This is a genomic window from Micromonospora sp. NPDC126480 (assembly GCF_040302465.1).
Taxonomy (GTDB): domain Bacteria; phylum Actinomycetota; class Actinomycetes; order Mycobacteriales; family Micromonosporaceae; genus Micromonospora.
Map to the genome: position 1 here is coordinate 19,350 of NZ_JBEORU010000038.1, position 18,773 is coordinate 38,122.

Annotated in this window: 12 protein-coding genes; 7 read left to right on the forward strand and 5 right to left on the reverse strand. The window is 70.6% G+C overall.

Features of this window, described 5'->3' with window-relative positions; translation table 11 throughout:
- Positions 1-21: 21 nt before the first annotated feature.
- From ABTW87_RS26980 to ABTW87_RS26990, 3 genes are all read right to left on the reverse strand, one after another.
- Positions 22-933, reverse strand: a complete 912-nt coding sequence (locus ABTW87_RS26980; protein WP_350653935.1) for a sporulation protein — start codon at positions 931-933, stop codon at positions 22-24.
- 265 nt (positions 934-1,198) lie between these two features.
- On the reverse strand, positions 1,199-3,010 hold the full coding sequence (locus tag ABTW87_RS26985) for a response regulator transcription factor (protein ID WP_350653893.1): 1,812 nt from the start codon (positions 3,008-3,010) through the stop codon (positions 1,199-1,201).
- Positions 3,007-7,710 (reverse strand): STAS domain-containing protein, encoded by a 4,704-nt coding sequence (locus ABTW87_RS26990; protein ID WP_350653895.1) that lies wholly within the window; start codon positions 7,708-7,710, stop codon positions 3,007-3,009. Before ABTW87_RS26990 ends, ABTW87_RS26985 begins: the two co-directional genes overlap by 4 nt.
- Positions 7,711-7,837: 127 nt before the next feature.
- Here ABTW87_RS26990 and ABTW87_RS26995 point away from each other — a divergent pair, with 127 nt between their 5' ends.
- Positions 7,838-8,443, forward strand: coding sequence for a hypothetical protein (locus ABTW87_RS26995; protein ID WP_350653896.1), 606 nt, complete (start codon positions 7,838-7,840; stop codon positions 8,441-8,443).
- A gap of 47 nt (positions 8,444-8,490) precedes the next feature.
- Here the strand turns inward: ABTW87_RS26995 and ABTW87_RS27000 are convergent, their stop codons facing one another.
- Together ABTW87_RS27000 and ABTW87_RS27005 are read right to left on the reverse strand one after the other, a co-directional pair.
- On the reverse strand, positions 8,491-9,267 hold the full coding sequence (locus tag ABTW87_RS27000) for a DeoR/GlpR family DNA-binding transcription regulator (protein ID WP_350653897.1): 777 nt from the start codon (positions 9,265-9,267) through the stop codon (positions 8,491-8,493).
- Positions 9,268-9,303: 36 nt separating this feature from the next.
- Positions 9,304-11,349: a beta-galactosidase gene (locus tag ABTW87_RS27005; RefSeq protein WP_350653899.1), complete on the reverse strand. Its 2,046-nt coding sequence runs from the start codon at positions 11,347-11,349 to the stop codon at positions 9,304-9,306.
- A 275-nt stretch (positions 11,350-11,624) separates the two neighbouring features.
- Here ABTW87_RS27005 and ABTW87_RS27010 point away from each other — a divergent pair, with 275 nt between their 5' ends.
- The 6 genes from ABTW87_RS27010 to ABTW87_RS27035 all read left to right on the forward strand — a co-directional run bounded on the left by ABTW87_RS27010 (position 11,625) and on the right by ABTW87_RS27035 (position 18,763).
- The gene (locus ABTW87_RS27010; RefSeq protein WP_350653900.1) at positions 11,625-12,953 is read left to right on the forward strand and encodes an ABC transporter substrate-binding protein; all 1,329 of its coding nucleotides are present in this window, start codon (positions 11,625-11,627) and stop codon (positions 12,951-12,953) included.
- A gap of 22 nt (positions 12,954-12,975) precedes the next feature.
- Entirely contained in the window at positions 12,976-13,932 is a 957-nt protein-coding gene (locus tag ABTW87_RS27015) for a carbohydrate ABC transporter permease (protein WP_350653901.1), read from the forward strand.
- The gene (locus tag ABTW87_RS27020) at positions 13,929-14,840 is read left to right on the forward strand and encodes a carbohydrate ABC transporter permease (protein WP_350653902.1); all 912 of its coding nucleotides are present in this window, start codon (positions 13,929-13,931) and stop codon (positions 14,838-14,840) included. The genes ABTW87_RS27015 and ABTW87_RS27020 overlap by 4 nt, the downstream gene beginning before the upstream one ends.
- Positions 14,837-16,969, forward strand: a complete 2,133-nt coding sequence (locus ABTW87_RS27025; RefSeq protein ID WP_350653903.1) for an alpha-galactosidase — start codon at positions 14,837-14,839, stop codon at positions 16,967-16,969. Before ABTW87_RS27020 ends, ABTW87_RS27025 begins: the two co-directional genes overlap by 4 nt.
- Positions 16,970-17,081: 112 nt before the next feature.
- Positions 17,082-17,474, forward strand: coding sequence for a YciI family protein (locus ABTW87_RS27030; RefSeq protein ID WP_350653936.1), 393 nt, complete (start codon positions 17,082-17,084; stop codon positions 17,472-17,474).
- Between the two features lie 5 nt (positions 17,475-17,479).
- A complete protein-coding gene (locus ABTW87_RS27035) occupies positions 17,480-18,763 on the forward strand; it encodes an RNA polymerase sigma factor (RefSeq protein WP_502891653.1) in 1,284 nt (427 codons plus the stop codon).
- Positions 18,764-18,773: the final 10 nt, after the last annotated feature.

The window sequence follows — 18,773 nt, forward strand, 5'->3', positions numbered from 1 at the left end:
GCACCGTCGTGTCTTCCGGGCCTACTCCTCGAAACCGCCGAAGTCCCCGCCGAAGTCGCCCTCCATGGCGTCCTCGATCATCTCGCCGGCGATCATGCCACCGGCCATGCCCAGCGCGGCGCCGGCGACCACCCCGCCGACACCCATCCCCCGGCGGCCGTGGCCGTGCTGGTGCGGCATGCCGAAGCCCTGCGCCCGCAGGCTGCCGTAGCGGGACGTGGTCTCACGCAGCCAGCCGTCGACCACCTGCGTCCAGTCCAGCCGGTCCGCGTCCTGGTGCGCCACCTGGTAGCGGCCGAACACGTCGTGCCCGGAGGTGAAGAAGCCGCCCCGCTTGTCGCACTCCAGGATCACGTCCACGCCGTGCGGGCTGGTGACGAACGTCAGCTCGACCTCGTTGATCGTCTGCGCGTACTGCGGCGCAGCGAAGAACTCGATCTCCTGGTAGAACGGCAGCGTCTGCTGCGTACCCCGGATGTGGCCGCGCTCCAGGTCGGCGTGCTTGAACCGGAAACCGAGCCGCTGGAACGCCTCCAGGATCCGCTCGTGCACCGGCAGCGGATGCACGTTGACCTGGTCCAGGTCGCTCTTGTCGACGGCGCGGGCGATCGCCAGCTCGGTACGCAGGCCCATCGTCATGCCGTGCAGGCGCTGGCCGTACACGTCGGTGATCGGGGTCTCCCACGGCACCGGCAGCTGGAACGGGATCGACAGCTGCTGCTTGGGGGCGAGCTGGAGCGGACCGGAAACCGGCAACCGGTGGAACTCCATGACGCCGGCGTACTCGGTGTCGTGCCCCTCGATCTCGACCCGGGTGACCAGGCCGACGACGATCTGCTCGATGGCCGCCGGCGCGTCCCCGCCGAGCAGGTTGACCTGCCCGTCGAGGGTCAGGCCGGGTCGGGTGTTCGGGTTCGCGAGGACGGTGTCCACACTGGGCCCACCCACGCCGAACGCGCTCAACATCTTCTTGAAGACCATCGGAACTCTCCCGCTGGGTCTGGTGCCCACGCTCGGCCGGAGCGGGACGATTACGGCAGGCACGGTATCGGCCGCCGCTGTGAGGTCGCTGAAAGTGTCGCACCGGCGCTGGTCGGCCACCAGCCGCCGCGCTCAACCACTGGTGTACACGGCCAGCTACCCAGGCGTCGTTCCGGTCCGTCAGGACGAGGATGCCGCTCCCGCCTGTCGACGGAGGTCAGCTATTCGGCCGCGCCGAACGCGGCCTGCGGCCCTTCCCCCGCGGCGTCGGAATGGCCGGTGGTTCCGGGGGCTCCGCCGGCTGGTCGGCCCGGGTGGCGACACAGGCAGCCGGCGTCGCCGCGCTGTCGGTGGAATAGCTGATCATGGCGTACGCGTCGGCCGCGAAGGCAAGTTGACGCGCGGCCGCAACGATGGCGGCTACCGCTCGCGGCCCTGGCAGTCCGGCGCGGGTGCCCTGACGGACCAGTTCCTTGGCCAACGCCGCGTGCCACTGCCAGTGCCACTGCTCGGTCGTCATCTGCAACGCCTCCGCATGCACGTAGGTTGGCAGCTCATCGACGATCTGCCCAATGAACGCGTCCACCGCTTCAGGTGCCGCCTCGGGCCGGGCGGCGCGGGCCGGGCCGCAGAGACCATCGAGGTAGGACGAGACCTCGGCGACGTTCGACCAGTGCAGGGAGGCCGGCCCGGCCCGGCGCACCGACAGCACGAGGTCGACGACCAGGCGGGCGGCATCGACGGCCCAGTGGTTGGGTCCGTACATCGAGGCGTCCACGAGCACCGGTCGGCGGTGCGGGCTCGGATAGACCAGGACGTTCGTGCAGTGCAGGTCACCAAAGGCATCGATGAAGGTGGTCGTTCCGTCGGGCCTGCGCCCGTTTGCCAGCACCCCCTTGTCGACGAAGTCGGTTAGGGCGTCGGCCCACCCGGCACCGCCGGACGGGCCCGCCGTCGCCTCCTCCCCAGCCAGGATCTCCTCGTAGAGAGTGAGCGTGTTGCGAAGGCGAAGGCGCAGGACCGGGGTGCCGGTGAGCCACTCAACGAGCGGCCTGGCCTCCCGCTGCCCGGGCGCGAACAACTTGGTCAGCTGCGCGCCGAAAAGGATCTCAGCGACCGTCTCGGCCTCGTCGATAGTCGCCTCGGACAGCCATTCGGCCAGCGTGACCGCCTCCATCGCCAGCGGGGCGGTGACCGCGTGATAGCCGTAGTCGCTGTGCGACCGGATCTGGCCGGAGAACCCGACCAAGTCGCCGGCCCCAAGCACGTGCAGGGCACGCTTGTTGGCAGCGACCTCGAACTCGAGCGCCCGCCGGTCCAGGCCGATCTTCAGCACGTGTGAGCTCGTGGACCTGCCCTCCTGGTGGTCGATGCGGCAGACGTGGGCTCCGGACCGGCCTGGCGCGAGATATCCGACCGTGAGCGTCGTCGCGTCAGGCCGATAGGTCGGCGCGAGACACTCGATCGCCAGGGTGCGGACTATCTGCTTTCCGATGGCGACGGAGTCGGTTCCCGGCGGATTGGGGCTGCCGATCGTGTGCAGGGTCGATTCCAGGTTCAGGTCGTCGTCGGGGAACACGACGCGGAGACCTTCGAAGTCACGCTGACGGGCCAGGTGCAGGCGAATCTGGTTGGCGAGGTCGCGGAACGTCATCCCGCCCGGGCGGCCCACGTTCAGGATGAACCGGATGACCGCTTCGTCGGCCCCGGCCTTGAGCGCCTCGTCACGGAAGTTCGGGAACTCGTTGCCCCGGCCGGTGATGACAAGGATGTACGTCTGCGCGCTACGTGCCCGAAGTTCCTCGACCACCGCGATACCGCTCTGTTGTCCCTCACCGAGGCCATAGTCGACAATGGCGAAGTCGAACGGCGAGCGGTCGCGGACCGCCTTTCGCGCGGAGATGGCGTCCAACTCGATGGCCCACGTCACCGTCAGCCCGATCTCCTCGAACTCCAGATCCATGTGGTCCCGGATAATGGCCCCCTGCCGGTGCTTGTTCTCGACGATCAGTCCTCGGATCTCCATCATCGTCCTGCCAACCTCCACCGCTCGAACGTGACCTCGACGCAGAAGCTCGCCCAGGTTTCCGGCGGCGGCACCCGCCGGATCTGAGCGCCGAACGCGGCCAGGTCGCCCTCCAGGGAGCTGAGCCCCCGGCCCCCGCCCCGGTCCGACGGCCGGCTGTCGTCGTTGAGTACGGAGACCGTCACGTACCCCGGTGTGCCCTCTTCGACCACGACCTCGATCCGCTGCTCACCGTCGCCGACGCGATGGGCCTTCACGGCGTTCATTTGGATGTGGGTGAAGACGTCCTTGACGATGCGCTCGCTACAGAAGATCGCAAGCTGGGATGCCCCGGACGCAACGCGCACCGGTTGCTCGTGAAAGGCGCCACGAAGGATCTTCACGAGGTCGGTCGGACACCGCTCGACGACCTTGTGGATCCCGGCACCGGCGGCGGGCAGAAAGAAGTCGTACCACCATTGCAGATCGCGCAGAAGCTGATCCACATCGTGGGGAGCGCTCCGATCGCTGTCGCGTACCCGCTCGAACAGCCCGTCGAGCTGAACGGTCGTCTCGTCCAGCGGGCTGCGGCCGTTGGCCGTGTTGACCACGTCCATGAAGAAGCTCGCGTCGCTGCGGGAAAGCCGGGCGAGGGTGTCACGGGTCAACAGAGCGTCACGCAACAGGTAAATGTTGGGCAACACGTCGAGGTTGAGGAAGTTACTGCATACCGCCCAGTCCTCCCGCGTGCCGTCCAGGTCCTCCGGCCGGCGGCCCCGGCCGATCAGCGTGACCGTCTGGATGACCCGCCACATCGCGTTCTCGTAGTCGTGGTCGGCGATCGAACGCCGGTGCTCCCGCAGAGCGGCCCAGGCGGTCTGCCGGTCGGCGGGCTCGGGCGCGACCATGCGCTGCCCGTGCGAGAGGACGTAGCGCACCAGGTTGCGGCTGAGCACAGTGCCGCCGTCGGCGTCCCGGACGCGCGCTCCCCGCAACTCGTCCTCGAGCCGGACGAGCCGCTGCACGATCGGGTGGATGACCAGGTCCCGGGAGTACTGGTTCGGGGAACGCGTCGCGGCGACCAGACTGAGCGCCTCCAGCATCGCCTGCAGCACCACCGGCTCGTCGTGCCGGTTCGCTTGCAGGATCTGGCTGAGCTGGTCAGAGAACGTGATCGCCGAGACCTTCGCCAAGAGGATCACCGCTTGGACCCGCAGCATCGCGTCGGCCGACGAGGCGGCCTCACCGGTCAGCAGTGACAGCGCGAGGTCAGCCACGGTCGCCCGGCACTCCGGGAACCACAACGGCGCCGAGCGCAGCCAATGCGCCTCGGCCACCAGGAGCCGGACCAACGCGTCCCGGATGATGGGCTGCCGGCCCGCCAGATCCAGCTTGCGGGCCACCTCGCGGCGCTTGACCGTGTCCAGATTGGCCTCGCGCAGTTCGTAGCGCCAGCGGAGATACTCCGTGCAGTCCCTGGGCCCGACGTTCGCCCCGAAGAGGTCGGTGGCCTGCTCCTCGAACGCGGCCCGCTTGGAACGCGGCTCCAGCAGCCGGAGCAGCCAGTCGCGGTGCGTCTCCAGCTTGGTAGGGACGGGCACGAGCATCGCCAGTTCCCGGTACCGGCGGTGCAACGCGCAGATGTCACAAACCCGGCGGTCGCGGCCGCTCATCGCCGTCCGGGCCACGTAATGCAGCGCGACCGGGATTGAGTCTCTGCGGAACCGGCCGTTGGAACGGGAGACCGTGGTGGTCTGGTGCAGGACCAGCGCATCGTCCCCGGTGAGGCCGTTGAGCAGGAGGAAACCGCTGATCGCGTCGGCGCCTCCGGCAGCCGCGATCCGTTGTAGGTGACCGATCGTGCGTGCGCTGCCTGCCGCAGCGTCGATGATGACCGTGTGCCTCGCGTTGGCGGGCAGCTTCACCGAGCCCGGGTACCACCACCACTGATCGACCGGTGCCCGGGGGACGCCCAGGGTCGCGACCACCTGCATCCCGGCTCGGGTCAGCGCGGCGCTCAGGGCTTCGGCGACCCGCGGCAGGTCGTCCACCGTGCCCTCCGGATACAGCACACACGCTGCGGCCTCGGCGCCACCGAAGGCAGTGGCGTGCGTCTCCGCGACCTTCTGGGTCAGCAGCCGGGTGACCCGCTCGACCCAGTCCCGCTGCCGGAACAGGCGGGTCGGGTCGACGTAGGCGGTGTAGTGCCGGTTGGCCGGCCGCTCGATGTGGCCGAGACGCGCGGCGTTCGACCGCTCCATCGCGTCGACGTACACCTCCTGGGTGACCAGGGCCTTCGGCATGGTGCGCGAGCCCGTGCTGGGCTGGCGGAGGACCGGGTCGATGGGCTGCGGCTCGCTGGGGTGCGGCGACGGCACCCGCACGTCGAGGTCGGCGAGCTTGATCATGGGAACCCGGCGGTTGAGGAACACGACCTCCCCTGGGTCGCTCGCACCGTCGGGCGTCCCGGTGTCGACCCCGGCGGCGACCGCCAAGGGGACCATGTCGCGGTCGACGACCTGCAGCAGCGCGTGCGTGAGCGTCCGGCGGCTGGAGACCAGGTCGGTCACCAGCAGTACCTGGGCTTCGCCGTCGGCCCCCCGGCGGGCGCGCTCCAACCGCACGTCCTCCAGTGAGTTGGCGTAGCTGTCGTGACCGGTGAATGACCGAGCGAACGCCGCCACCATGGCGTGCGGCGCGTCGCCGACCCGGACGACCAGCGGCGCGGCCGACCGATCGAAGCGACCGAGGCGGTCCTCCATCCGCGCGGCAAGCGCGTAGCCGGCCAGGCTACCGAGATTGAGGCCTGCGAGGATCCGGCCGAGGTCGCACCAGCGGCTGGCGACCTCCAGTGTCGGAGTGAGGAACACGCCCTGCTCGACACCATCGGTGGTGCTGTCCTGGATGGCCGTCGTGATCTCCCGGCCGACGTAGTTGGCAAGCGCGCTCATCGCGTCCTGCGGCTTGATCCGCAGATGGAGCACATCATTTTCGGCGTGCAACAGGCCGGTACGGTTCTGCAGAGCCCGGACCGCTGGGAGCACCTCGGCCGGGCCCCACTCGTCGTCGGCCAGGTCGTGCAGGTGCACTGGATACCGTGCGCCGGACAACCGGCTCAGGATCCGTCGCCCGGCCGGGCTGCCGCCGACCCAGAAGTGCCGGTTGTCGGAGCCGAGGACCAGGACCGGTGATTGCATGTCGCGCGGGACGTCGTCCATTCGCGGGCCGCACTCGGCGTTGAGGAACTCCACGGCGACCGACATCAACTGGCGGTTGACACCGGGGAAGGCGAGCACCGCCGGAGCCAGGTCCTCCGGGGCGTTGGCGAGGCGCAGCACCTGCCTGATGGCGGTACCGATGTCGACGTCATCGGGACGGGCATCGCCGTCGGGGACGGTGACCGCTACCACCAGCCCGCCGGTGGCCGTGGGTCGCCGGCCCAACTCACGGCGGATGTCGTGCAGGTCCGCCTCGGCCAGCCCGCGCCGCCGGCGCAGGGACACCGCTACACAATTCAGATCGGGTCGCCCGTCCTCCCGTCCGGTACGTCGCGGCGGTGTGATCACCTCCTCGGCGCTGAGCTGCGCCTCGTCGTCGGGCTGCAGGAGCATGTCGCACTCGACGAGCGTGCCCGGCGTGGCGACGCCCGCGGGCCGCGCCCCGTCGTACGGGTCCGGTGACTCCCCGAAGACCCGGCTGACCACCTGCCCACTCGACGTGATCAGCAATCCGCCCTGGTATCCGCGGGCGAGGCGAGCCACCTTCCACAACCCGCGGGCGTGGTGTCCGTCCTCACCCGCCGGTTTCCGGGCCGATGGCTGCCGGTCCAGCGTTGCCCGGATCGTCTGCTGCGCCTCGCCCGGGTCGAGTCCGACCCCGACGGTGCTGGCCTCGGCGAGCGCACTGATCATGCCGCGACCGGGATCGGCAACCACCAGACGGACCAGTGGGCTGGGGAGCTTGGCGGCCCACGTCACCAGGTCGCGAATGCTCTCGTCGAGGTCGCCGCCGCGGTCCTTGTACGTCTCCGGCGGCACGATGACACCGCCGAGGAGGATCCCGGCGCGTCCGGCACGCTCCGCGAGGCCTGAGTGCTCCGCGGCGTTCTCCAACAGCTCGGCGATGATCCCGCTCCCGAATGCGGCCGCCTGCTCGTCGGAGAGACCGAGATCCTTCAGGTCGGCGTCCCACCTGGCGGCGTCGCTCGACTCGGTCAGGCCGCGCGCGTCACCGACATCCACCCACCGGTACGGCAGGATCCGCCGGCGTCGCTTGGGCAACTGGCCGCGTTCGTCGTCCTCCATCGCACGGTGGCCGAGCGCTGGCCGGTCCGCGCCGTCCGGCGCCTCGAACTCGACCTTCCCGGCCATGCCCTCGTAGGCCGCCACGAAGCCGGTCTGCTCCAGATACAACTGGCAGTTGCGCCGGCGCAGCCGCCGCACACCGGCCGCAGGGTCGTGCAGCGACTCGCCTGGCAACGGCTCGGGTCGCGGCTGTACCACGGAGAACTGGGCACCCGCGTTGGTCACCGCGCGCAGGAGTACGAGCACATGCCCCAGGGCCACGAAGTCAGCGAATCCGACCTCGGACAGGTCGACGACGACGTGTTCGCCGACGAACTCATCGGGTGCGAATGCGGCGTTGGCGAATTCGTCGGAGTGGACGCTGAGAGCCTCCGACCAGGACCGCGCATTGAGGCGTATGCCGAAGTTCAGGAGAATCATAGTGGAGCTCCGCTCGATCCCCCGCCTGGAAGACCTCTCGGTCACCCTGTCGGACGGTAACTCTCGGGCAATCCACTGTTTACCTGAGTGGTAGCCCGGACTGCAATCACGGGTAAAGGAGAACGCGGTGACAAACACGGACGTTCAGGGCGCACTGGCCGAATATCAATCTCTTCGTATGGAGATTGATTCGCGGGCGAAGTTCCAGCAGCAAATTCTCGGTCTACAACTCACTCTCACCAGCGCGATCGTTGCATTGGGCCTGTCCCGCCCGGGCCTCATCGGGGCGCTGCTCATCGTGCCGTTAAGTTCCTATTTGCTATGCGGGCGCTATGTCGGACAACGGACAGCGATGCGATGGATTACCAGGTATATCGACGAGGAAATCGCCCCCCGTGTTCGGGGCGGACTGGGGTGGGGACCATGGTCGCGGACCAACCGCCGGCCAGCCCGCCTTCTGGACTGGTTCCTGCCGCTGGTGATCTGCTTTCCGGGCGCGAGCCTGCTGGCTCTCGGGTGGACCGCACCGATGTTGGCAGCCCCGGAATCCTGGTACGGGACGGCCGGCGTCACCGCCGTCTGGCTGGTCGGCCTCCTGGCCACCGGCACGTCGCTCCATCTCCTAGTCGATGTCCTCCGGGGCCCGGCACCCACGCCGGCTGCACCGACGTCGCAAGCCATGCCACCGCTCCCCCCCGCCCCCGCTCCGTCGGCATCTGTCGATCCGCCGTGACAGCCCCATCCGCCCGGGCCGACCCCCTTCACGGCGGTGCCCCGTAGCTAGCCGACGTCGACGATCAGCAGCTCGCCGACCTGGTCGCCGATCTGGCCGCGCGCCTCGTGCGGCAGCCCCGAGTCGGTGACCAGCACGTCGGCGTCCTCCAGCGGCGCGATGGTGGCGATGCCGATCGTCTCCCACTTGGTGTGGTCGGCCAGCACCACAAGCCGGCGGGACGCGGCGATCAGCGCCCGGTTCACGCCCGCCTCGAGCAGGTTCGGCGTGGTGAAACCGGTACGCGGACTCATCCCGTGGACGCCGAGGAAGAGCAGGTCCACGTTGAGCGACCCGATCGCCGCCTCGGCCACCGGGCCGGTCAGCGCGTCCGACGGCGTACGGATGCCGCCGGTCAACACGACCGTCTGGTCGGCGCGCGGGTTCTGGTAGAGCGCGTCGGCCACCGGGATCGAGTTGGTCACCACGGTCAGGCCCGCCACGTCGGCGAGAAGGCCGGCAAGCGCGGCGGTGGTGGTGCCGGCGGAGAGCGCGATCGCCATGCCGGGCTCGACGAGCGCGGCGGCCCGCTCGGCGATCGCCCGCTTCTCGGCCTGCTGGCGCACCGACTTGGCGGCGAAACCCGGTTCCTCGGCGGAGCCCGGGCCGGCAAGCGTGGCCCCGCCGTGCACCTTGTCGATCAGGCCCCGCTCGGCGAGCACCTCCAGGTCCCGCCGGATGGTCATGTCGGAGACCCCGAACCGGCTCACCAGGTGGCTGACGCGTACGCCGCCCCGCTGCCGGATCAGCTCGAGGATGGCGGTCTGCCGCTGCTGGGCGAGCATCGGACCTCCTTGCCGGGTCGAGGGTGGGACAACCACTCAGGCCGCGTCCGCAGTCTGCTCGGCCGGTTCCTGGACAGCCGCCTCGGCGGCCGTGGCCGCCTCCTCCCGTACCACGGCCACCTCCCCCGGCGCGATCGTCAGCTCGCCCGTGCAGGGCTGCCCGCCGAGCAGTTCGGTGCCGGTGGCGGCGACGCGGACCGCGCCGTCGGTGTGGTTGACGACGAACAGCCAGCTCCGCTGTCCCTCGCGGCGGCGGACGGCCTCCACGCCGGGTGGGACGTCGGCGGCCGGGCGTACGCCGGCCTCGGTGACCAGCCGGGCCACCAGCCGGTCGGTGGCGGCCGGGTCCAGCCGGGTGCCGACGTAGAAGGCCGCGCCGGCGCCGACCGGGTTCCGGGTCACCGCCGGTACGCCCGGCAGCGGACCGTCGGCGTACGAGGCGAGCACCTCGGCGCCCTCGGTGTGCAGCCACTCGGTCCACACGTCCGCGCCCGACCCGTCGTCCAGGGTGACCCGCTCCCCCGCCCGCAGCGGGAAGAACTCCTCCACCCGGACACCGAGCAGATCGCGGAAGGCGCCCGGGTACCCGCCGAGGCGGATGTGGTCGTTCTCGTCGACGATCCCGCTGAAGTACGTGACCAGGGCCGTCCCACCGGCCTCGACGAAGGTGCGCAGCGCGGCGGCGTGCGCGTCCCGGACCAGGTACAGGGTGGGTACGAGCACGAGCCGGTAGCGGGTCAGGTCGGCCGAGGGGTGCACCACGTCGGTGGTGACGCCGGCCCGCCACAGCGCCTCGTACAGCGCCCGCAGCCGGTCGGCGTACGTGACGTCGACGCTGGGGTGTGAGTCGAGCTCGACGCCCCACCAGGCCTCGTAGTCGAACAGGATCGCCACCTCGGCGTCCACCCGGCTGCCGACGGTCTCGGACAGGGCCGCCAGGTCGGCGCCGAGCCGGCACACCTCGCGGAACACCTTGGTGTCCGGTCCGGCGTGCGGCACCAGCGCCGAGTGGAACTTCTCCGCGCCGGCCCGGGAGGCCCGCCACTGGAAGAAGAGCACGCCGTCGGCGCCGCGCGCCACGTGGGCGAGGCTGTTGCGGCGCAGTTGCCCCGGCGTCTTGGCCACGTTGCGGGGCTGCCAGTTGACCGCGCTCGTGGAGTGCTCCATCAGCAGCCACGGCTCGCCGGCGGCGACGCCACGGGTCTGGTCGGCGGCGAGCGCCAGCCCGACGTGTGACTCCGGGTCGGCGGCGGTCAGGTAGTGGTCGTTCGCGACCAGGTCCACGTCGGACGCCCAGGAGTGGTAGTCCAGGTACTTGATGCCGGTGCCGATCATGAAGTTGGTGGTGACCGGCTGCCGGACGAGCCGGGCCAGCACCGCCCGCTCGGATCGCAGCTGGGCGCGCTGCTCGTCGGAGGAGAAGCGCAGGAAGTCCAGTTGCTGCGTGGGGTTGGCGAAGGTCGGCGCGAGTCGGGGCGGGTTGATCTGCGCCCAGTCGCCGTAGCGCTGGCTCCAGAACGCGGTGCCCCAGGCGTCGTTGAGCGCCGCCAGGGTGCCGTAGCGGTCCCGCAGCCAGTCGCGGAACGCCGCGGCGCTGACGTCGCAGTAGCAGTGCACGTTGTGGCAGCCCAGCTCGTTGGAGATGTGCCACATCACGACGGCCGGGTGCTCGGCGTACCGGGTGGCGATCGCCTCGACGAGCGCCAGCGAGTGCTCCCGGAACGCCGGGGAGCTGGGGCAGTACGCCTGCCGGCCGCCGGGCCAGAGGATCGCGCCGTCGGCGCGCCGGGGCAGCGTCTCCGGGTGCCGGTGGGCCAGCCACGGCGGCGGGCTCGCGGTGGCGGTGGCCAGGTCGACCGCGATGCCGCCGCCGTGCAGCAGGTCCAGCACCCGGTCGAGCCAGCCGAACTCGTACCGACCCGGCTCCGGTTCGAGCAGGGCCCAGGAGAAGATCCCGACCGAGACCAGGTTGACCCCGGCGCGGCGCATCAGCTCGACGTCCTCGGCCCAGGTCTGCTCGGGCCACTGCTCGGGGTTGTAGTCGCCGCCGTAGAAGATCCGCTCACCCTGCCACCGCCGCATGACAGCAGAGGGTGCCCGGCCAAGAAGGTCAAGTCAACAGGTTCCAACATCGATGTTCTTTCCAACGTTTACCTCGTAACAGCCTTGTCACGACTGAGTTATCAGCGCTACCTACCCCTCTTGACAGGGCCCCGGAGACGAGTAGCTTGAGCGGCCACTGGCAGTTCGTGTTCGGCAATGTGGATTCGCGGTGGATCACATGTCGGATCACGGCGGATGTACTGCCAGCCGACGGCCCTCGGGCGCAGCGCACCTTCTCATTCGCAGGAGGCACCATGTCCCGTCCCCGATCCCAAGCCGAGTACCTCGCCCGGCTCGTACCTCCGTCCGTCGCCGGACTCCGCCGCCGCTCGCTGCTCACCGGCGCCGCCGCCACCGGAGCGCTGCTCGGCACCGGCCTGCTCGCCGGCTGCGGCGGCGACGACTCGGGCGGTTCGGGCTCCAAGACGGTGTCGCTCGGCTCCAACCAGTCCGATCCCAAGCCCAAGGACGTCGTCGCCAAGGTCGTGGACGGGTTCCAGACCTCGTCCGGCCTCGAGGTGTCGATCAACACCGTCGACCACAACACGTTCCAGGAGAACATCAACAACTATCTCCAGGGCCGGCCGGACGATGTCTTCACCTGGTTCGCCGGATACCGGATGCGGTTCTTCGCGGCGCGCGGCCTCGCCGGCGACCTCAGCGACGTCTGGGGCAAGCTCTCCGGCTTCTCCGACGCGTTCAAGACGGCGTCGACCGGGGACGACGGCAAGCATTACTTCGTGCCGGCGTCCTACTACCCGTGGGCGGTGTTCTACCGCAAGTCGGTGTGGCAGCAGAACGGCTACCAGGTGCCCAAGACCCTGGACGAGCTGACCGCCCTGGCCACCGAGATGAAGAAGGACGGCCTCGTCCCGATCGCCTTCGCCGACAAGGACGGCTGGCCGGCGATGGGCACCTTCGACATCCTCAACCTGCGGATCAACGGCTACCAGTTCCACATCGACCTGATGGCCGGCAAGGAGTCGTGGACCTCGGACAAGGTGAAGAAGGTCTTCGACACCTGGCGCGGGCTGCTGCCGCTGCACCAGCCCGACAGCCTCGGGCGCACCTGGCAGGAGGCGGCCCAGTCGCTGCAGCAGAAGAAGAGCGGCATGTACCTGCTCGGCCTCTTCGTCGGGCAGCAGTTCAACGACGACGAGCAGGACGACCTGGACTTCTTCACGTTCCCCGAGATCGACCCGGCCATCGGGGCGAAGGCGCTGGACGCGCCGATCGACGGCTACATGATGGCCCGCCGCCCGAAGGAGGAGGCCAACGCCAAGAAGCTGCTGGAGTACCTGGGCTCGAAGGCGGCCGCGGACATCACCGTCAAGAACGACCCGTCCACCCTGGTCGCCAACAGCGAGGCCGACACCGGCGGCTACACGGCGCTGCAGCGCAAGGCCGCCGAGCTGGTCGGCTCGGCCACCGAGATCGCCCAGTTCCTCGACCGGGACACCCGCCCGGACTTCGCCTCGACGGTGATCATCCCGGCGCTCCAGCAGTTCATCAAGGACCCGGCCGACATCGACGGGCTCACCAACAGCATCGAGAACCAGAAGAAGTCGATCTTCACCGACTGACGGCGGAAGGGGGAGGACAACCGTGTCCGACCTACCCCTGGTCCAAGCGGACCGCGCCGTACCGCCGCCGGCCGCGACCACCACCACCGGTGGGCGCGGCCGTCGGCTACGGCTCCTGTCCGGCACCGACCGCGTGGTCATCGCGCTGATGGTGCTCGTACCGCTGCTGCTCGTCGTCAGTCTGGTCTGGTTTCCGGCGTTGGCCACGGTGGCCCTGTCGGCCACCGACTGGGACGGCATCGGCCCGATCAGCGAGATCGAGTGGGTGGGTGGCCGCAACTACTCCGACGTGGTCCAGATCTACCCGCCGTTCGTCCCGGCCGTGCAGAACAACCTGCTCTGGCTGGCCGCGCTCTTCGTGGTGGCCACCCCGTTCGGGATGTTCCTGGCCGTACTGCTCGACAAGGAACTGCGCGGCACGCGGTTCTACCAGACCGCGCTCTACCTGCCGGTGGTGCTCTCCCTGGCGCTCATCGGCTTCGTCTGGCAACTCATCTACTCGCGCGACCAGGGGCTGCTCAACGGCGTGTTCGGCAGCAACGTCGACTGGTACGGCGACCCGGACGTCAACATCTGGGCGGTGCTGGTCGCGGCCGGCTGGCGGCACGTCGGCTACATCATGCTGCTCTACCTGGCCGGGCTCAAGGGCGTGGACCCGTCGCTGCGGGAGGCCGCCGCGGTGGACGGCGCCTCGGAGACCCGCGCCTTCTTCCGGGTGGTCTTCCCGGTCATGCGCCCGATCAACATCATCGTGCTGGTGGTGACCGTGATCGAGTCGCTGCGCGCGTTCGACCTGGTCTGGGTCATCAACAAGGGCCGCAACGGCCTGGAGCTGCTCTCCGCGCTGGTCACCGCGAACGTGGTGGGCGAGGCGAGCCGGATCGGCTTCGGCTCTGCGTTGGCGACCATCATGCTTGTCGTCTCGCTTGTCTTCATCACCGTCTACCTGGCCACCGTCATGAGGGAGGACCGGCGATGAGCACCGGGCTGCTGACCCGCGAGCCGGCGGCCACCGCCCCGGTCGGGCGCCGCCGACCGCTGCGGCCGGCCCGGGTGGTCCTGCACGTCTTCCTGGGTACGGTCGCCGTCGGCTGGCTGTTCCCGATCCTGTGGGCCGTGCTCACCTCGCTGCGGTCGTACGAGTACACCGCCGCCAACGGCTACGTCTCGCTCGGCGGCTGGACCTTCGACAACTACGTGACCGCGTGGCGTACCGCCGAGTTCGGCCAGCACTTCCTCAACTCCGCGTACATCACGGTGCCGGCCGTGCTGCTGACGCTCTTTCTCGCCTCGTGCGTCGCGTTCGTCATCGCGCGGTTCAGCTGGCGGACCAACCTGATCCTGCTCGGCCTGTTCACCGCGGCCAACCTGCTGCCCCAGCAGGCCCTGCTGATCCCGCTGTTCCGGCTGTTCACCCAGGTGCCGTTGCCGGAGTTCATGAGCGACTCCGAGCTGCTGTACGACAGCTACTGGGGACTGATCCTGGTCAACGTCGCCTTCCAGTGCGGCTTCTGCGTCTTCGTGCTCAGCAACTACATGAAGGCGCTCCCCCGCGACCTCTACGAGGCGGCGATGGTCGACGGGGCCAGCATCTGGCGGCAGTACTGGCAGGTCACCATGCCGCTGTGCCGGCCGGCCCTGGCCGCGCTCGCGACACTCGAGGTGACCTGGATCTACAACGAGTTCTTCTGGGCCACCGTGCTCATGCGCACCGGCGACAAGTTCCCGGTGACCAGTTCGCTGAACAACCTGCGCGGCGAGTTTTTCACCGACAACAACCTGGTCTCGGCCGGCTCGGTGCTCGTCGCGATCCCCACCCTGGTGATCTTCTTCCTGCTCCAGAGACAGTTCGTCCGGGGCCTGACGCTGGGAGCCAGCAAGGGATGACGATCCTGCATCTGCGCCGCGACCGGACCAGCCTGGTGCTCGACGCGCGCGGCCCCGGCCTGCCCCGCGTCGTGCACTGGGGCGCCGACCTCGGCCCGCTCACCGACGCGGACCTGTCCACCCTGGTCGCCGCGACCGTGCCGCCGGTGGTGCCGAGCAGCTTCGACGCGCCGACCGTGCTGTCCGTGCTGCCCGAGCCGAGCGCCGGCTGGAGTGGTCGGCCGGGGCTGGCCGGGCACCGGGACGGGGATGCCTGGTCCACCGCGTTCCGGCTGGACGGCGTCGAGGTCGACGACGACGCGACCGGGCGGGTGACCGTGCGGGCCTCGGACCGGGCCGCCGGCCTGTCACTCACCGTCGAGCTGGCGCTGGACCCGCACGGCCTGCTGACCGTACGGCACCGGCTGCGCAACGACGGCGCGACGGCGTACGAGCTGCGGGAGCTGACTCCGGTACTGCCGGTGCCGCCGGTCGCCACCGAACTGCTCGACCTGACCGGCCGGTGGTGCCGGGAGCGGTCGCCGCAGCGGCACCCGTGGCCGATGGGCACCTGGGTCCGGGAGGGCCGGCACGGCCGTACCGGGCACGACGCCACCCTCCTGCTGGTGGCCGGCACCGCCGGTTTCGGCTTCGGGCACGGCGAGGTGTGGGCGGTGCACACCGCCTGGAGCGGCGACCACGTGACGTTCGCCGAGCGGCGGCCCACCGGCGAGTCGGTCCTCGGCGGTGGCGAGCTGCTCGCTCCCGGCGAGGTGCTCCTGGCGCCCGGCGCCGAGTACGCCTCCCCGCTGCTCTACGCCGCCCGGTCCGACGCCGGGTTGGACGGGCTCAGCGACGTGCTGCACCGGCACCTGCGTGCCCGGCCGAACCACCCGGGCACGCCCCGGCCGGTCACGCTGAACGTCTGGGAGGCGGTCTACTTCGACCACGACCTGGACCGGCTGCGCGCCCTCGCCGAGCGGGCCGCCGAGGTCGGGGTGGAGCGGTTCGTCCTCGACGACGGCTGGTTCCGCGGCCGGCGCAACGACCTCGCCGGGCTCGGCGACTGGTACGTCGACGAGGAGGTCTGGCCGGACGGGCTGACCCCGCTCATCGACCATGTGGCGACGCTCGGGATGCGGTTCGGGCTGTGGGTCGAGCCGGAGATGGTCAACACCGACTCGGACCTGTTCCGCGCCCACCCCGACTGGGTGCTCGCGGTCCCCGGCCGGCTGCCGCCGGAGTGGCGGCACCAGCAGGTCCTCGACGTCGCCCACCCGGAGGCGTACGCGTACCTGCTCGGCCGGCTCGACGCACTGCTGCGCGAGCACCCGGGCATCAGCTACCTCAAGTGGGACCACAACCGGGACCTCACCGAGGCCGGGCACCACGGCCGGCCGGGCGTGCACGAACAGACCCTCGCGGTGTACCGGCTCCTCGACGACCTGCGCGCCCGCCACCCGGGCGTGGAGATCGAAAGCTGTTCCTCCGGTGGCGCGCGGGTCGACCTGGAGATCCTGCGCCGCACCGACCGGGTCTGGGCCAGCGACTGCAACGACGCCCTGGAACGACTGGCGATCCAGCGCTGGACCGGCCTGCTGCTGCCGCCCGAGCTGGTCGGCACGCACATCGGCCCGGAGCGCTCGCACACCACGCACCGCGTACACGACCTGGGTTTCCGCGCAACGACCGCGCTCTTCGGTCACCACGGCATCGAGTGGGACATCGGGGCGATCAGCGCCGGCGAGCGCCGGGAACTGGCCGCCTGGGTGGCGCTGCACAAACGGCTCCGGCCGCTGCTGCACAGCGGCCGGGTGGTCCGGGTCGACCACCCGGACCCGGCCGTCTGGGCACACGGCGTGGTCGCCCACGACAGGTCCCGGGCGGTGTACGCGGTGGCGCGGCTGGCCACCTCCGTGGCTCAGGTGCCCGGTCCGGTCCGGCTCCCCGGCCTCGACCCGCACCGGCGGTACGCGGTCCGCCCGGCGGCGGGCGTACCGGAACCGGCTGTGCTCCAGTTGACCGAGCCGGGCTGGTGGGCCGAGCGTGGCGTCACCCTCGCCGGGAGCGTACTGGCCACGATCGGGCTCCAACTGCCGGCGCTGCACCCGGAGCAGGCCCTGCTCCTGGAGGTCACGGCGGCGGACTAGAAACCCTCGGAAAAGTTCGCGGAGGATGTCGAGGACCGGTGTGCCGGCTTCTACCTACGGGTGAGAGCACCGACGATGGTGCCCGAGACCTGAGGAGTCAGACGTGAAGTACATGCTGCTCATGCAGTTCAGCGCCGCCGGCACCGACTTCCCGCCGATCCACACCTGGACCCCGGAGGAGATCCGGGCCCACATCGGCTTCATGGGCGAGGTCAACGAGAAGCTGGTCGCCGACGGCGAATGGGTCCAGGGTGAGGGCCTCGGCGGGCCGGCGCAGGCGAAGATCGTCCGCGCCGGGTCGGCCGGCGAGCCGGTGGTGACCGAGGGCCCGTTCGCCGAGACGAAGGAGTTCCTCGCCGGCTGGTGGATCGTGGACGTCGACAGCCCCGAGCGCGCGGTGGAGGTCGCCGCGCACATCTCCACCGCTCCCGGCCCGGGCGGCCGGCCGCTGAACATGCCGATCGAGGTGCACCCCGTGATGTCCGCGCCACCGCAGGAGCTGTGACCGACCTGGACCGGAGGACCGTCGAGGACCTGCTACGCGAGCTGGCGCCGCAGGTCCTCGGCGTGCTCGCCCGCCGCTTCGGTGACTTCGCCACCGCCGAGGACGCGGTGCAGGAGGCGCTGCTGGCGGCGGCGACACAGTGGCCGGTCGACGGGCTGCCGGACCACCCGCGGGGCTGGCTCGTGCAGGTCGCGTACCGCCGGATGATCGAGCTGGTCCGCGCCGAAGCCGCCCGGCGGCGGCGGGAGGACCTGGTGGTCCTCCGGGAGCCCGACGACCGGCGGGCCGCGCCGGCCGCGGACGAGGAGCTGGGCGGGGACCGCGACGACACACTGATCCTGCTGTTCCTGTGCGCGCACTCGGCGCTCTCCCCCGCCTCGGCGATCGCCTTGACGCTGCGGGCGGTCGGCGGCCTGACCACGGCGGAGATCGCCCGCGCGTTCCTCGTGCCGGAGGCCACGATGGCGCAGCGGATCAGCCGGGCCAAGCAGCGCATCCGCTCCTCGGGTGTGCCGTTCCGGATGCCGGGGACGGCGGAGCGGCCGGCCCGGCTCGCGGCGGTCCTGCACGTGCTCTACCTGATCTTCACGGAGGGGCACACCGCCGGCGTCGGCGCCGATCTGCGGCGGGTGGACCTGGCCGAGGAGGCGGTCCGGTTGGCGCGCGCACTGCACGCGGCGCTGCCCGACGAGAGCGAGGTCGCCGGGCTGCTCGCGCTGATGCTGCTCACCGACGCGCGCTCCGCCGCGCGCACCGGACCGGCCGGGGAGCTGATCTCCCTCACCGACCAGGACCGCTCGCGGTGGGACCGGACGGCGATCGCCGAGGGGGTGGCGCTGGTGACGGGCGCGCTGCCCCGCGGGCCGGTCGGGCCGTACCAGGTGCAGGCCGCCATCGCCGCCCTGCACGACGAGGCACCGAGCGCGGCGGAGACGGACTGGCCGCAGATCCTGGCGCTGTACGGGGTGCTGGAGCGGCTGTCGCCCGGTCCGGTGGTCTCGCTCAACCGGGCGGTGGCGACCGCGATGGTGCACGGTCCGGCCGCCGGGCTGGCCGCCCTGGACGAGTTGGCCGGAGACGCCCGGCTGGCCGGCCACCACCGGCTGCCCGCCGCCCGCGCGCACATGCACGAGATGGCCGGCGACCGGAACCGCGCCATCGCCGACTACGTCGCGGCGGCGGCACTGACGGCAAGCCTCCCCGAGCAGCGCTACCTACGCATGCGCGCCGCCCGCCTCGCCACCCGCCTCGCCGATCATGGAGTTGTGGTGGGCGAAAAAGATGCCTAGGCCCGTTTTG